We start from the raw sequence: 16,712 nt of genomic DNA, 5'->3' as shown, positions 1-16,712 counted from the left end.
ATAACGTTATACCACCCGAAGCCCTCGCTATGTACATCTTTTAAATAGCAAGGGCTTCGGTTTTAATTTATCGATTCATCGCGTCTCTACAATAACACATATGCATATTCTAATATTATTCGCTTTCAGCCCTGTTCCTGTAAACCGGAATTATTACAAACCAAACAATTAAGCTGCCCAAAGCATCGGCCACAAAATCGCCCCACTCGGCAGAACGGCCTGAAGTTAGCGCGCTTTGCATCAGTTCAATTAATCCGCCCCAAATAATAGGAAATAACAGGATGACATACCATCTGGCCTTTTCAGGTCTGAACCGGTAACCATCGATAAAAATTACAAAAGACAGGGAAAAATAAAACATAAAATGCACCAGTTTATCTATTCCGATTTTTCCGGTCTCCGGTGCTTCAAGCGGTATTTTGTTAACAAGACTGGCAAATGTGATTACACTAAACCAAAGCAGTGATCTCCAATAGGTTTTAAAAAACTGTCTCATTCTTCGTCATCTTCAAGATAAGCAGGCAAAGAAAAATAAAACGTTGACCCTTTCCCTTCCTGCGATTTAAACCATAATTCTCCACCATTACGCTCTATAAAGTCTTTACAGAGAATCAATCCCATTCCGGTGCCCGATTCATTTTCAGTTCCCGGTGTGGTTTTAACAGCGTCCAGCGAAAATAACGACTTTTTATCTTTTGAGGGTATTCCCAGTCCAAAATCTTCCACAAAAATCACCGCTTTCCCTTCATCCCTGAAATGTTTGATACCCACAATAACTTTTTTACCCCTGTAAGAAAACTTGACAGCATTACTGATCAGATTCCGTAATACCGTATCCACCATTTTCTGATCTGCGATGGCAAACACCTCTTCACTGCAATCCTGTTCCAGCTTAATTTCTTTTTTGGCAGCTTGCAAACCCGAAAATTTAATTGCATCATCAATCACTTTATTCAGAAAGATAATTTCCGGGTCAACCACCATAGAACCACTCTGCGACCTTGCCCATGTCAGCACATCATCGATCAGCCGGATAAGAACCTGGGTTGCATTTTCCATGGCAGAAAGCACTTTTTCCCGTCCCTGATGTGACATGGAATCGTAGTTGGTTTTCATGATTTCCGTGAATCCGGTAATCGATGCAATCGGATTTTTAAGATCGTGTGCCAGAATAGAAATAAACTTGTCCTTGGTTTTATTAGCCAGTTTCAGATTGCGTTCAGAATTAATAAGCTGATTCTCAAAATCGAACCGTTTTTTTACGTTATTGGTAATAATGATGCTCAAGAGTAAAACCAGAAAAAAACCGGTGATGATCATAGCCAGATCTTTGGGTTCAAAGACATGCGACCTGAGCTCCTTCAACTTTTGCATAGGCAGAAGCGACACGATATACCAGTTCTCTTCCATCACCTTTTCGCCATTTTGCGACAAGGCAAAATTATTCTTATCTATCCTGTGGAACGTAAATAAACCGTAAGGTGTCAAAAAGGTTGCCTTTTCATTTGGATTAGCCAGAATATTCACATTTTTAAATTCATCCTGAAAACGCGGTGCATTGATACTGTCCTTAAATGACAACCACTCTTTCAGCGGATCCGGCCCCATCAGGAAGTTACCGCTCTGATTCAGAAAATAGGTCTGCCAACCGTACTCACTGCCAATTACGCGCAGATTTTCAAAAAACTCATGTCCCTTAATATTAACCACAAACACACCGTACAATTTACCATCCCTGATAATGGGTGTAGCTATACGCAGTATCGGTTTTACGGGATAGGTTATCGCATTCTTTTCCGGATCCAGATCAAACCGTGAAATATATATCTCATTTTCGCCCAACTCCTTTGCTTTTTGAAAATAATAACGGCTACTGATATCCCTGAAATCCTTTGGATCAACTACGTGAGGTTTACCATTAATATTATTTACCCGGACATGTTCAATACCCGAAGCACACACAATGCGTACCTGATCGAAAAAATTTGAGTTCTTAATCATCCCTGAAAAATAGTTCTCCATATATTTTCGGGATTTTTCCTGCTCCTTTTTATTCTTAGAAAAAATCTCAGTCACATGTTCCTGCTGTGAAATAGTCAGAATTTCAGATTCCATGAACCGGAAATAGTCAGAAAGCTGTCGAACATTCAGTTCAACTTCCTTTTCCTGCTCTTTACGAACAGAAAGATTAAAGCGTTGGATACGGCTGTTGTAATAAGTATATTCCACCACAACTACCGGAAACAGCAAAAGCAGAAAATAGATGGTTAACCGTTTAAAATATGAAAAATTTTCGGGCATCGATTTTTACAAAAATTAACAATTGCAAATATATAACTTTTTTAGAACCTTTTATAAATTCATTATTTGACTCACCTTAACCTGTACGATAAATTAGTCAATTGCAATACAGACATAGCAAGGCCGCGTATTAAAACGAATACATGAAAAATGACTCACCCCGGTTCTAAATACGAAATTGCTACTGGCATACCGCCCTCTCTCTTTTTCCGTTTCACTGCAAAACAAAGAGGGGTAGAACTCACAACTTTGACTGACTTCTTCTAATACAACGATAAGCCCCTGAAGGGGGCTAAGCAAATAACCCGGGGTAAATGAGCATTGCGAGTGCAACCCCGGGTTATTGAACAAAATGTAATTCAAGGCCTGTGTTGGTTGCGTTTATTGAAATACAGACACAGCAAGGCCGCATATTAATGCAAACACATGAAATATGACTCACCCCCGGAACCGACATTAAATACATACCCTCCACAAAAAACAAAAACGGCTCCGCAAAAAACCGGAGCCGTCAGCTATGTTGTTATATGTAAAGCCTTTTTTATTCCTGTTCTGCCAGGAAGCGTTCTGATTCTATAGCTGCCATACAACCTGAACCTGCAGCAGTTACAGCCTGACGGTAAATTCTGTCCTGAACATCGCCACAGGCAAACACCCCTGGAATATTGGTTTTTGGTGTACCACTAACGGTTTTTATATAACCAACTTCGTCCGTTTCAAGATAATCCTTAAAGATGTGTGAGTTTGGTGTATGACCAATAGCAAGGAAAAATCCGTCAATCTTAATCTTCACTTCTTTCTCTTCAGGTGTTCCCTTTTTATGCCATAATACCGCACCTTCTACACCATTTTCACCGAATAATCCCTTGGTTTGGTGCTCCCAGAGCACCTCTATATTTTTAGCTTTAAACACTCGATCCTGCATCACTTTAGAGGCACGCAATTCATCACGACGCACCACCATATAAACTTTTTTACATAGTCCGGCCAGATACAATGCTTCTTCAGCAGCCGTATCACCACCACCCACAACAGCCACATCTTTTCCGCGGTAGAAGAAACCATCGCAGGTTGCACACGCAGACACACCCATTCCGGCATATTTATCCTCATCTTCAAGACCAAGATATTTTGCAGTAGCACCGGTTGCTATGATCAACGCCTCGGCTTCTATTGTCTTATTATCATCTATGATAACTTTGAACGGACGCTTACTCAGATCAGCATCAGTAGCCATTCCAAAACGAATATCAGCGCCAAAACGTTCTGCCTGCTTTTTCAGGTCTTCCATCATTTCCGGGCCTGTAATTCCGGACGGATAACCCGGAAAGTTTTCCACTTCAGTTGTGGTAGTCAATTGTCCACCGGGCTGCATGCCTTCATACATCACCGGCGAAAGGTTTGCTCTTGAAGCATAAATGGCTGCAGTATATCCCGCAGGTCCCGAACCAATGATCAGACATTTTACTTTTTCTGTTTCTTTTGGTTCATCTTTAGATACTTTAGGAGCATCGGAGAGATTCATTTTCTTAAAGTCCATTTGTCTTATGTTTTAGTTACTATTTATCGCATATCAATTACTTCAACATCGGGATGTTGAGCCGAATTGAAAACAAACTCACTTTCGTTTAGGTTCAACCCCTTTTGCATGTTTTTTATCTCAACTTTGGTATCAACACCATCCCGGCCATAAGCTTCCACTGCCTTAAACAGTTTTGCTGCCTTGTCAATCACCAGACTGATTTTATAATACGGCATTTCCTTATCATCCGGGAACATGTCAATAGTCACCTCATTTCCTTTTTCTTGCACAATTCTGAACCGGAATCCCTGCTCATACAATGTAAAAAGATTAACCGGTGTCAGCTCCATTTTATCATCCGGATCAGGATTGGAAATATTCACCTCCTCTTCATCCACCATATGAACCCATTGTGTTGTTCCGTCAAAATAAGTCTCGGTTCCCATCACGGACAGGTGATATTTATTCCCCTGCAACACTAATTTTCCTGAATCTGTTTCGCTCAGCTCCTTTTGCTTGTTTTCAAGAGTGAACACAAAATCAGCAGATACGCCACTTGAATTCAGAATCGATTCAGATACCGGTTTAATAATTTCAACCGCCTCAGGATTGAACTGGGCACTTAGCTGAAAAAAAGCCAACAGAAATATTATAGTGAATGACAGATGCTTCATAATTAATATTTAGTTTTTTACATATATCAAAAAGCAGGCCAAAATACTTCGACAGGCTCAGTAACCTAATTACGGATTAGGATTTAGGAATTGTTTAGTCCTATATCTTATGTCTTGATTCTTGTGTCTGTCAAAGGGCATTCAGATGATGCTCAAGCGATATTTCATCCGGGATCAGTACTTTCCGGGCTTTGCTGCCCTCAAATGGACCTACAACATTTGCGGCTTCCAACTGGTCCATAATGCGGCCTGCCCGGTTGTAGCCAATGGAAAAACGACGTTGCAACAAAGATGTTGATCCGGATTGATGCGCCACAACGATGCGGGCTGCTTCCTCAAACAGCGAATCCTTGGAGGCCAACAGATCTTCTGCGCTTCCCGGTGTAACTTCCTCAGACTCATATTCCGGCAGCTGGAACGGCATTTGATAGCCCTGTTGATCGCCGATATAAGTTACAATCTCTTCCACCTCCGGCGTATCCACAAACGCACACTGCACACGTACCAGTTCACTGCTCTGGCTGATCAACATATCACCTCTTCCGATAAGTTGGTTTGCACCGGGTGTGTCAAGAATGGTACGTGAATCTATCATAGACGAAACCTTAAATGCAATTCTGGCAGGAAAGTTTGCCTTTATGACACCCGTAATAATATTGGTGGAAGGACGCTGTGTGGCAATGATCATATGAATACCGATGGCACGGGCCAGCTGTGCAATACGGGCAATGGGCAGTTCAACCTCCTTACCCGCTGTCATAATAAGGTCGGCGAACTCATCAATGATCACTACGATGTATGGCAGGAATCTGTGACCGTTATCTGGGTTCAGTTTCCGTTTTATGAACTTGGCATTGTATTCCTTAATGTTTCGGGCATGCGCTTTTTTGAGCAGGTCATACCTTGCATCCATTTCAATAGTCAGTGAGTTCAGGGTCTGAACCACCTTCTGAACATCGGTAATAATAGATTCTTCCGCATCAGGAAGTGTGGCTAAAAAGTGGTTTTCTATTTTCGAATAGATGCTCAACTCCACTTTTTTGGGATCAACCAGCACAAACTTAAGCTGGGCCGGATGCTTTTTATAAAGCAACGATGTAATAATAGCGTTCAGTCCAACCGATTTCCCCTGACCGGTAGCACCTGCCACCAAAAGGTGCGGCATTTTAACCAGATCGAATGTAAATGTTTCGTTGGTAATGGTTTTTCCGATGGCAATAGGAAGTTCATATTTACTCTCCTGAAACTTCTTGCTGGCGATCACACTCCGCATGGAAACCACCTCCGGTTTGCTGTTCGGCACCTCAATACCAATGGTTCCTTTACCCGGAATAGGTGCTATAATACGAATGCCTAGCGCTGACAAGCTAAGTGCAATATCATCCTCCAGGTTCTTAATCTTGGCGATCCGAACACCCTTGGCCGGTATAATCTCATACAACGTTACGGTTGGACCAATGGTCGCTTTTATCTTTTCTATGGAGATGCCATAACTCTCCAGTGTACGGACAATCTTGTTTTTATTTTCGTAAAGCTCCTCATCCGTTACCACCTCGTCGTTCTTATATTCGATTAACAGATCAAGCGCCGGATACTTATAACGCGACAAATCCAGTGTCGGATCATAGTCCTCCATGTCTTCCGTTTTCATGGCCTTTTTAACCACTTCTTCCTCCTCTCCTTCCTCAACTGTCAGGGTCACATCATCATCTTCTTCCTCCGGTTCATTTTTCTCTTCACTGGTTTCCGGTTCAGGCTCAACAGTTTCCTCAACCACACGTTCCACAATCTCTTCTTCGATAACAGGTTCTTCGTCATCAGAAAGATCCACCTCTTTGGCTTCCTTGTCATCCTGAGCCTCAATTTTGGGCTCTTCCATCGGCACATCCGGATTCATTTCCTTATGTCCTGATTTTAACCTGCCAGGAAGCGACTTTAAAATGGATATTGAATTGCTGAACGAGAAGATAAAAAAGAGTAATAATGTAAGAATTATCACACTGAATGTACCAAACTTACCTATGGCTGCATTCAGCCAGATACTGATGTAATATCCGTGAATTCCGCCAAGAAAAAGATGTGTGTCTTCGTAGCTGTCGATAAAAAAGAACCCGAAAAACAGGCTAAACCAGATCAGGCCTAAAAGTGACCACACCAGGGCATGCCTGACTTTTACGATTTTAACATTAAAGAACCTGAATCCTACAACACCCAAAAAGAAGGAATAAAACAACGCTGCAATACCAAACCCACGGTTGATCAACCGGTCAGCTAAAAATGCCCCCGTTTTCCCTGCCCAGTTCTGTACCCGTATATCCGGTGACTTGATCAGGTCTCCCCATGGCAGATCCAGTTTACTTTGGTCTGCACCACCTGTAAAAAAGAAGGATATAAACGAGAGTGTCAGGTACAAGGTAAATACAATGATGATTGTCCCGATGGTAAACCGCACCTTTTCGTCCTGAAAAAACTGACGAAAAGAATGGGATGACTTCTTTGGTTTGCTCTTGGTCTTCTTAGTTTTGCTCCGGGGCATAGATTTTTTCTTTATCAGCACAAATATAAAAAGAAACGAAGTTATACGAAAAATAGTGCAAATAATGTATGAATAAAACATATACCTGTAATTAGCCCGAATTTTTCATAAAACTTTATCTGCAATTTTTGTAACTTTATTCACACTAAAAACTAAATTGACTAAAAAGGCCTTTGATTTATAATACTTTGTTACCATGAAAAAGATTCTGTTACCCATATTACTCTTCGTTTTCTGTTACTGGTTGTTAGCTGAAAACAAATATGGTTCCATTGATTCAGTACCTGACACAACCGATTACCTTGTGGCGCACTGGGATTTCTCATTAGAAAATATGGCCCCAAATGGTATGGATATTTTAGATTTAACGGAACACGGTTTTGCTGGCACTTTAAAAGGGACCTCCTGGATCAGAACAATAGGAGAAACAAAACAATTTGATGTATTTGTAACCGGAGAAGGAGAAGGTTATTTTGATTTGGGAACAGAATTAGGTGAGTTTATTTATGGTTTGGAGGATTATACTATTGCGTGCTATTTCAGAATTTCTGAGGAAGTTAATCTTGCCGATTATAACAATTATGCCATCTGGAATTTCGCGAATGCATTAAATCCGGATTCATACCCAAACGGATACATGTATGCTAATCTGAAGAACTTAAGTCAACGAATTTCGGCTGACTCAACCAAAAATGAAACGGGATTATTTACCAATATAGATGCTCCCACAGGCAGTTGGCATCATCTGGCATATTCTCAAACGGACTCCATAGGAAGAATATATCTTGATGGGGAGCTTATGGATTCAGGTATTGTAAGATTAACACCCAAAACGGCGCTGCTTAAAGATAGCCTTGACGGAACTCCATTTAACTGGCTGGGCAGATTTAAAAGAGAGTTTTCTTCAGACCTGACCCTGTATGATTTCAGAATATATTCCAAAGGACTTACACAGGAAGAAATCAATAACAATAGCCCCAATGCCACAGGACTTAATATTGCAAACACCATTGAAGATCTTGAATATGCCTATGCAGATAATTGTGATTGCTATGCAGGGCGGATATGGAATGAAATCCAAAACTTTGAAATAAAAAATTCAGGCTATTTAACCCCTGGTGATACACTACCGTTAAACGGCTTATTGTATCCGGAAATTAATATTAGTTGGTTATCTACGCCTGGACTTGTAGATTCTGCTGGAATTGTAACGTTACCAGACTACCTACCTCAAAAAACTAAGGGTTTAGATGTAAAACTTACCGGAATTTTCGCATACAGACAAGCTCTTTTTATGGCAGAATTTGATGCATTTATCCCAGCCAATCCGGAAACACAATACACCTCAGATACACTCATCCATTTTAATTTTGGATCGGAACAGGTTAATGGTTCTACAGTAACAGATTTATCTGAACAACATTTTAAAGGAACCTTAATGAATGGTGCTGCAGTAAAACAGCTTTGGGATGGGACAAACACCTATGACGTTTTAAAACTATGGGATGACTCATCTTATTTTGATATGGGAACCGAAATTGGAAAAATCATATATGCCCTGAAAGGCAATTTCTCCTTCAGTATTTATTTTCTGGTAGATGCATCCAACATGACGCTCAAAGAAAACGGAAACTTTCTGTTTACTTTTTCTAACAAAGATACCTCTTCCTTACAACAAAAAGGATATTTGTATTCACGTGCCACCTACGCCACTTATAATATTGCCCATGAGTATTGGGGCATTGATCAGGTTGGAACAGCACAGAGTTCTGAAATGATCGAACAGGGTCAGTGGCACCATTTTGTGTATACACAGGATGACACATTGGGTATTTCTTACCTCGATGGCAAAACCATTGATAATTCTGTGATAAAAAAATGGCCGGCCAACACCATTCCGCATGAAGGTTTAACTGGCACAGCATTTAATTATCTGGGAAGGCCAAATTTCAGTGAAGACCGCTACCTGAGCAGATCAATGCTGTATGATTTTTTACTTTTAGGCCGAACCTTAAAACCGGAAGAAATATCTGAAATGTCGGACGTATCAGAAAATCTGACGCTCGCTTACTTGCTTTCCATATCAGCTAATAAAGCACCTACGAATACCAGATACTTTATTGACGCCTCAGAACCGGGTGTCATTCAGATCCCTTACCTGAAAGGCAATGAAGATATCCGGGTGTATAATATTACAGGAAAGCAAATGCCGGTTAAGGATAAATGCAGAATTTATGTTGACCCGGGGATTTATATTGTTAGAATTAATCAGACTATTCAAAAGGTACTAATCAGATAGAGATAATAGCATCATCTTTAAAGCAGGCTTTTATCTGTAGATTTATCAAAAAGTCGAAATCAATTAAAACCTGTAATTCCAATCTACAAATCTTAAACTTCCTGTTAAATCATGTTTTAATACACTAATTGATTGCACACTTTTACCATTTAAATTGTTATACGCTCAATTTTCAACTATTTTTGCAAACATAATTTAGATAAAATACATGAGTCCTTTAAAATATTCTGCGCGGCTGGTTTCTACCATTGACAAACTGGCGGAAACAGAAACGGTTAAATCTGTGTGCCATCAACATCGTGCCGGTGAGCCTATGCCGTCGCACAGTAAGATGGCAGACATTGTAAACCTGTTACGCGACATATTATTCCCGGGTTATTTTGGCGATTCTTCAGTGAATCCCAAAACTGTACAATATTATATTGGTGTCAACACCGAAAAAGTTTTTGAGCTGATCAGCGAACAGATCCTTGCCGGATTATGCTTTAATTGTGAAGATCCGGATAAAGTTCCACTCGAAACACGTCGTGAAAAAGCTACAGAACTGGCAGCTCAGTTTATAGAGTCTTTGCCGGAAATTCGCAGAAAGCTCGTAACCGATGTTGTAGCGGCTTATAATGGCGATCCTGCTGCCATAAATTATGGCGAGGTTATTTTCTGTTACCCTGCTATCAGGGCTATTGCCAGTTATCGTATTGCACATCAGCTAATAGATTTAGGCGTGCCTTTGATCCCACGGATCATAAGCGAGATGGCGCATTCTGAGACCGGTATCGACATCCATCCGAAAGCAGTTATAGATGAATCATTTACCATTGATCACGGAACCGGTGTTGTTATCGGAGCTACATCAGTAATAGGTAAAAATGTAAAAATATACCAGGGAGTTACCCTAGGTGCTAAAAGTTTTCCATTGGATGAAGAAGGGAATCCGATTAAAGGTATACCACGGCATCCAATTGTTGAAGATGACGTGGTCATTTATTCCAATGCCACAATTCTGGGAAGAATAACGGTTGGCAAAGGCTCCGTTATCGGTGGTAACGTCTGGATCACCAACAGCGTTGCACCGGGATCCAAAATATCCCAGGTTAAGGCCCGTGATGGTTTATTTATTGATGGTGGTGGCATTTAATTTTAAACATAGTGACTGAAACAAAAGATTTTAAGATTGTTGTAAAAACATTCGGAGGCCTCGAGGAAATTTTAGCCGGGGAATTGCGTGATTTAGGTGCTAAAGAGGTGACACCCTTAAAGAGAGCAGTAGAGTGTGTAGGTGATAACCGGATGCTGTACCTGGCAAACTTCAGGTGTCGCACGGCTTTAAAAGTGCTGAAACCGGTGTATGAATTTGAAGCCAGCGATCCCGAACAGGTATACCACAAATTACGACATCTGGACTGGAACCAATACCTCACGGTGGATAAGACATTTTCTATTCACTCGGTTGTGCATTCGGATAACTTCAATCACTCCAAATTTGTTTCCTACAAGGTTAAAGATGCCATTGTGGATTTCTTTAACAAGGAAACCGGCAAGCGTCCGTCTGTCAGTCTCACCAATCCTGATATTCTCTTTAATATCCATATTGCGGGAGAACAGTGTACCTTATCGCTCGACAGTTCGGGTGAATCGTTGCATAAACGTGGCTGGCGTGTGGAACAGACCGAAGCGCCCATCAACGAGGTTCTGGCTGCCGGCTTGTTAATGCTGGCCAACTGGAAGGGACAATGCGATTTGTACGATCCGATGTGCGGATCCGGCACCTTTCTGGTTGAGGCTGCGATGATCGCAACCAATACAGCTCCGGGGCTTTACAGGCAGGAGTTTGCCTTTGAAAAATGGAACGACTTTGATGCTGATTTGCTGGATGAAATCTATAATGACGATTCTGCAGAGAAGGAATTTGAACATAAGATATACGGCTCCGACGTTTCCCGTATTGCCACGGACAAAACATTGAAAAACGTCAAAAATGCCGGCATGAACCGGTACATAAAGGTAGATACACTGCCATTTCAGAACCTGGAGCCAAAATCAGATAAAGGAATGATTGTGACCAATCCGCCGTATGGTGAACGATTAAAGGTTCATGATCTGAACAACCTGTACGGCATTATCGGCGAACGGTTGAAGCACCATTTTTCAGGCTTCAATGCATGGATTCTTGGCTATCTTGAAGAAAGCTTCTACGCCATTGGATTGCGTCCTTCGCATAAAATTAAATTGAAAAACGGACCACTTGACTGTCAGTTCAGAAAATATGAGTTGTACGAAGGATCTAAAAAGGCTGCCAAACAGGATCGTGGCAATTTCAGACAAGGCGGTAACCGGAACTTTAACGGAGACAAAAGGCGTCCCAGATTTAATGCCGGCTCAAACGGGAATAACCGCTTTAGTGCTGATGGGGCAAAAAAACATGAACGTCAGGTAAGAAGCGGCCAGAGAAAAAGACGGGACACAAATGAATGAAGAATGAAAAGTGAACAATGAACAATTGTTCATTATAAAATTGTTTATGAGCAAATGCACCATTATATCTTCTGAAGCATTAACCGATGTAAGCCATCAGGCAAAATTATCGGAACGGAAACGCAAAAACCATAACTACCATCCTGATTTTGCTGATCCGATGAACAGGATGTTGAATGCATTTGAACCGGGAACATATGTCCAGCCACATAAACATGAAAATCCGGATAAACGGGAAGTGTTTATCGTATTGAAGGGTAAACTCGGTGTGGTATGTTTTGATGACGATGGCAAAATTACAGAAAAGCATGTTCTGACGCCATTTCCCGGAAATCCCGGTATTGAGATTCCCGAAAGAACGTGGCACATGGCCATTGCCCTGGAAGAAGGCACTGTAGCATACGAACTAAAAGACGGCCCTTATGTACCGGCCGACGATAAGAATTTTGCACCCTGGGCACCGTCTGAAAGTGAGCCGGAAAGCAGAGTCTATCTTGAGAATATCATAAGAGAAGCGGATTTCTGATGTCAACCTATTACAACATACATACACATCAGGCAAAAAAGGCTCCGGAAATCATTTCGGTAACATCCTATTCCGTTGATGATAAGCAGATCAACACCGAATCTTATTTCAGCATTGGCATTCATCCATGGTTCATCAAAGATCCGGAAAGCCAGCTGGATAAACTGAAATCATATTTAAACCACCCGAATCTTGTAGCCATCGGAGAATGTGGACTGGATATGCTGGAAGGGAATGATCTTGAAAAACAGATCATGGTTTTTAAGGGACAGGTTGAATTATCGGAATTGTACCAAAAGCCGCTGATCATACACTGTGTGAAAGGATATCATATTCTGCTCGAACTGAAAAAAGAGCTGAATCCCGAACAGCCGTGGATCGTGCATGGATTTAACGGCAAGCCGGAACTCGCGATACAACTAACACAGCAAAACATATCGCTTTCCCTGGGAATTTCATGGCTCAAAAAACCCGACCATTTCAACAAACTTTCTGAAAGTATTCCGGGACAACGTATTTTTTTCGAAACAGACGAAGCACCGGTAGATGACATAAAAAAGATCTACTCATTGGCGGCAACATTCAATCCGGGATTGTACGATGTAATAAATCATAACGTTAAAAAAGTCTTCAAAATTTAGTCGTTTTTCATCTAAATGTGTAGTTTTAGGCGACACTAAAATTTACGGTGAGCGAAAAAACAACATATAAATCAATGGGCTGGCGTTCAAGAATGCACGAAATCATTTTTGAAGCCGACACCTTTGAGGGCAAACTTTTTGACGTGGCATTATTAATAGCCATTCTGCTCAGCATCCTTGTGGTCATGCTTGAGAGCGTGGACCCAATCCGTGCCAGTCATGGCGAATTGTTACGAAATCTTGAATGGTTCTTTACCATTTTATTTACCATTGAATACATGGCCCGCATCATTGTCATCCGCAAGCCAACACGGTATGTTTTCAGTTTTCTGGGTATCGTTGATTTTCTGTCCACCATACCAACTTATCTTAGCCTGATCATTGTCGGTTCCCAGTCCCTGCTTATTCTCAGAACGATTCGCTTGCTCAGGGTCTTCCGTATCTTTAAATTATCGCGTTACATGGGCGAAGCCAGTGTGATCCGGTCAGCCATGATGGCATCACGGCGCAAGATAACGGTATTTCTGGGACTCGTGGTCATTATTGTGATCATCGTCGGAACACTGATGTACCTTATTGAAGGAAAAGAAAACGGATTTACCAGCATACCGCGAAGCATTTACTGGGCTATTGTCACCCTCACCACCGTTGGTTACGGCGACATTGCACCTGTAACGGTCTTCGGACAAACCATCGCATCCGTATTAATGATCCTGGGTTATGCCATTATAGCGGTACCAACAGGTATTGTGACCACCGAATTTACCATGGCAAAGAAACAAAATCTAAATACTCAAAGCTGTCCGGTCTGCTCACGCGAAGGACACGACGATGATGCCGTACACTGCAAATACTGCGGCAGCAAACTTTAACTTTACTTACAAACGGACTAAACTCCTGAAAAGAAAGCATATTCAAATAACTCTCGGCTTAAGCCCAAAAATCTTTTATCTTAAATCTTGTGTCTTATATCTTATGTCTTATATCTCATAAGAATTTTACAACTTTTTAAGCATAAGAATTTTTTACGATCTCATTTAAACGTTAAATTTGTGTCCCTCAAATAGTCGAAAACTATTAACAATATATATTATGGCTGATTTTAAGTATCAAAAACCGTTTCCTGTTAAAAAGGATGATACGGAGTATGAGCTGTTGAGCAAAGAATACGTTCAACAGGTTGAATTCGATGGCAGAAAAATACTGAAGGTTGATCCTAAAGGGCTCGAAGTTTTGGCCAAAGCGGCATTCAGTGATGTTTCATTTTTTTTAAGATCCAAACATCTCAAGAAACTTTCGAATATCCTGGTTGACCCGGAAGCCTCAGACAACGATCGTTTCGTGGCGCATACCATGCTAATGAATCAGGTGGTTTCTTCTGAAGGCGAACTGCCAACCTGCCAGGATACCGGGACAGCCATAGTAATTGGCAAGAAAGGTGAAAATGTATTCACCGGATCTGTAGATGCGGAACATCTTTCAAAAGGAATCTTTGACACATACAAAGAACGAAACCTGAGATATTCACAGGTCGTTCCGTTTTCCATGTTTGAAGAAAAAAATACAGGATCAAACCTTCCGGCTCAGATTGATATTTATGCTACAGAAGGCAATGAATACAACTTTCTGTTCCTCACCAAAGGCGGTGGTTCAGGGAACAAAACCTACCTGTACCAGCAGACAAAATCGCTGCTGACAGAAGAAAACCTCACCAAATTTGTAAAAGAAAAAATTAAGGATCTGGGTACGTCTGCATGTCCGCCATACCACCTCGCATTGGTGATCGGTGGCACTTCAGCTGAAGCCAACCTTAAAACAGTAAAAGAAGCTTCTGCGCATAACCTGGATCATCTGCCAACCGAAGGAAATGAAGGCGGACAGGCATTCCGTGATCTGGAATGGGAAGAAAAAGTATTAAAAATCTGCCAGGAAAGTGAAATTGGTGCCCAGTTCGGTGGAAAATACTTTGTGCACGATGTCAGGGTGATCCGCTTACCGCGCCACGCGGCTTCATGTCCTGTAGGAATAGGCGTAAGCTGTAGTGCCGACCGTAACATAAAAGCCAAAATTACAGCAGATGGAATTTTTCTGGAAAAACTGGAGAAGGATCCGGCAAAATACCTGCCTAAGGAAGCACCAACCATGGCAAAAGCAGTGGATATTGATCTGGACAGGCCTATGGAAGAGGTGCTGGCTGAGTTATCAAAATATCCAATTAAAACACGGTTAAATCTAAGAGGCACCCTGATTGTTGCCCGCGATATGGCTCATGCAAGGATCAAACAAATGATAGACGAAGGCAAGCCAATGCCGGACTACTTTAAAAACCATCCGGTGTACTATGCAGGACCAGCCAAGACGCCTCAGGGTATGGCATCTGGAAGTTTCGGTCCAACAACAGCAGGTCGGATGGATCCCTATGTGGATGAATTCCAGTCTTTGGGCGGATCCATGATCATGCTGGCCAAAGGAAACAGATCGCAGGCCGTGACGGATGCCTGTAAAAAACACGGCGGGTTTTATCTTGGCTCCATCGGCGGACCGGCAGCCATTCTGGCTAAGGACAGCATTAAATCGGTTGAGATAGTGGATTTCGAAGAACTTGGAATGGAAGCTATCAGAAAAATTAAGGTGGAAAACTTCCCGGCCTTTATCATCGTTGATGATAAAGGCAATGACTTTTTTGCGAATATGTAAGCCTTAAAACAGAAAGTATAAAAGAAAACGGGAGCCTTTAAGCTCCCGTTTTTTATATTTCTCCTCTCACAAGGCTGATCACATCATCGTTATAAAATTTCCGGAGTTTTTCGTGTGTTTCCAATGGCAGCGGTTTCAGCGCTGATGCAGCCATATTTGATTCCACCTGAGATGATTTGGAAGCTCCGGGAATAACCACCGATACTTCTTTATGATCCAGTATCCATCTGATAGCCCACTGTGCCATATTGCCCTGAGGTAACATGCCGCGTAACCCATTCACCAGTTTCACACCATCACTGAATGGTAAACCGGAAAATGTTTCTCCAACATTGAAATATTCCCCTTCGGCATTATAATTTCTATGATCGTAAAAGCCAAATGTTGATGATTCATCAAACTTGCCGCTCAATAATCCGCTGGCCAAAGGGACTCTGACAATAATACCCACATTTTTAGCGGCAGCCTTTTCAAACAACTCATCTGCTACATTCTGCCGGAAAATATTAAAAATTACCTGTAACGTGGAAATTCCTTCCTCATCCAGACACACCAATGCTTCTTCAATGCTTTCAACACTGGCTCCCCAGTTATCTATATAACCCTCGTCCTGCAGCCGTCTAAGATGGTCAAACACAACACCGCGATACAACTCATCCTTAGGAACACAATGTAACTGCTCCAGAAAAATGGAACTCATCCCCAAACGTTTCAGTGAATCTTCCACATGATCCAGCATGGAATCATAGGTAAAATTTTCAGGCCATCCGTATTCTTTATCCGTCCTGCGCCCCAGTTTTGTGGCAACAAATACATCGGCTTTGCTTTCTTTAATAAACTTTCCAATGTATTTTTCACTCAAACCAGAACCGTAAACATCAGCCGTATCAATAAAGTTTCCGCCTTTTTTAACGAACTTTGTTAGTATTTCAAATGCTTTTTCTTCTGTCACATTTCCCCAATCTGCACTCCCAAGCTGCCAGGTACCTAATCCAACTTCAGATACTTTTTTGTTACACAACAGACGTGTTTTCATGTACAATA

Annotated in this window: 13 protein-coding genes; 7 read left to right on the top strand and 6 right to left on the bottom strand. The window is 41.5% G+C overall.

Annotated features, from left to right (window positions below; all coding sequences use genetic code 11):
* Positions 1-115: 115 nt before the first annotated feature.
* The 5 genes from ACE01N_RS17435 to ACE01N_RS17415 form a co-directional block, all read right to left on the bottom strand.
* The gene (locus tag ACE01N_RS17435) at positions 116-496 is read right to left on the bottom strand and encodes a VanZ family protein (RefSeq protein ID WP_380591799.1); all 381 of its coding nucleotides are present in this window, start codon (positions 494-496) and stop codon (positions 116-118) included.
* On the bottom strand, positions 493-2,301 hold the full coding sequence (locus ACE01N_RS17430; protein WP_380591797.1) for a sensor histidine kinase: 1,809 nt from the start codon (positions 2,299-2,301) through the stop codon (positions 493-495). Before ACE01N_RS17430 ends, ACE01N_RS17435 begins: the two co-directional genes overlap by 4 nt.
* A 541-nt stretch (positions 2,302-2,842) precedes the next feature.
* The gene (trxB, locus tag ACE01N_RS17425) at positions 2,843-3,841 is read right to left on the bottom strand and encodes a thioredoxin-disulfide reductase (protein WP_380591795.1); all 999 of its coding nucleotides are present in this window, start codon (positions 3,839-3,841) and stop codon (positions 2,843-2,845) included.
* 23 nt (positions 3,842-3,864) lie between these two features.
* Positions 3,865-4,497 (bottom strand): outer membrane lipoprotein periplasmic chaperone LolA1, encoded by a 633-nt coding sequence (gene lolA1, locus ACE01N_RS17420; protein ID WP_380591793.1) that lies wholly within the window; start codon positions 4,495-4,497, stop codon positions 3,865-3,867.
* 130 nt (positions 4,498-4,627) lie between these two features.
* On the bottom strand, positions 4,628-7,033 hold the full coding sequence (locus tag ACE01N_RS17415; RefSeq protein WP_380591791.1) for an FtsK/SpoIIIE family DNA translocase: 2,406 nt from the start codon (positions 7,031-7,033) through the stop codon (positions 4,628-4,630).
* Positions 7,034-7,229: 196 nt separating this feature from the next.
* Here ACE01N_RS17415 and ACE01N_RS17410 point away from each other — a divergent pair, with 196 nt between their 5' ends.
* The 7 genes from ACE01N_RS17410 to ACE01N_RS17380 all read left to right on the top strand — a co-directional run bounded on the left by ACE01N_RS17410 (position 7,230) and on the right by ACE01N_RS17380 (position 15,668).
* Entirely contained in the window at positions 7,230-9,332 is a 2,103-nt protein-coding gene (locus tag ACE01N_RS17410) for a LamG-like jellyroll fold domain-containing protein (protein WP_380591789.1), read from the top strand.
* 208 nt (positions 9,333-9,540) lie between these two features.
* Positions 9,541-10,467, top strand: a complete 927-nt coding sequence (locus ACE01N_RS17405; RefSeq protein WP_375720816.1) for a serine O-acetyltransferase — start codon at positions 9,541-9,543, stop codon at positions 10,465-10,467.
* An 11-nt stretch (positions 10,468-10,478) separates the two neighbouring features.
* Positions 10,479-11,804, top strand: a complete 1,326-nt coding sequence (locus tag ACE01N_RS17400; protein WP_380591786.1) for a THUMP domain-containing class I SAM-dependent RNA methyltransferase — start codon at positions 10,479-10,481, stop codon at positions 11,802-11,804.
* 46 nt (positions 11,805-11,850) lie between these two features.
* Positions 11,851-12,330: a WbuC family cupin fold metalloprotein gene (locus tag ACE01N_RS17395; RefSeq protein WP_380591785.1), complete on the top strand. Its 480-nt coding sequence runs from the start codon at positions 11,851-11,853 to the stop codon at positions 12,328-12,330.
* Entirely contained in the window at positions 12,330-12,971 is a 642-nt protein-coding gene (locus ACE01N_RS17390; RefSeq protein ID WP_380591784.1) for a TatD family hydrolase, read from the top strand. Before ACE01N_RS17395 ends, ACE01N_RS17390 begins: the two co-directional genes overlap by 1 nt.
* 47 nt (positions 12,972-13,018) lie before the next feature.
* Positions 13,019-13,843: an ion transporter gene (locus tag ACE01N_RS17385; RefSeq protein ID WP_380591782.1), complete on the top strand. Its 825-nt coding sequence runs from the start codon at positions 13,019-13,021 to the stop codon at positions 13,841-13,843.
* Between the two features lie 220 nt (positions 13,844-14,063).
* Positions 14,064-15,668, top strand: coding sequence for a fumarate hydratase (locus tag ACE01N_RS17380; protein WP_380591780.1), 1,605 nt, complete (start codon positions 14,064-14,066; stop codon positions 15,666-15,668).
* A 52-nt stretch (positions 15,669-15,720) separates the two neighbouring features.
* On the opposite strand, the gene ACE01N_RS17375 is transcribed toward ACE01N_RS17380, so the two are convergent.
* Positions 15,721-16,704: an aldo/keto reductase gene (locus ACE01N_RS17375; protein ID WP_380591778.1), complete on the bottom strand. Its 984-nt coding sequence runs from the start codon at positions 16,702-16,704 to the stop codon at positions 15,721-15,723.
* Between the last annotated feature and the right edge of the window lie 8 nt (positions 16,705-16,712).

Source organism: Quyinboa ferrireducens (assembly GCF_042436675.1).
Taxonomy (GTDB): domain Bacteria; phylum Bacteroidota; class Bacteroidia; order Bacteroidales; family UBA5342; genus JBHJHP01.
Note: the sequence above shows the minus strand (reverse complement) of the source record. Positions and strands in the feature narration are given on the sequence as shown.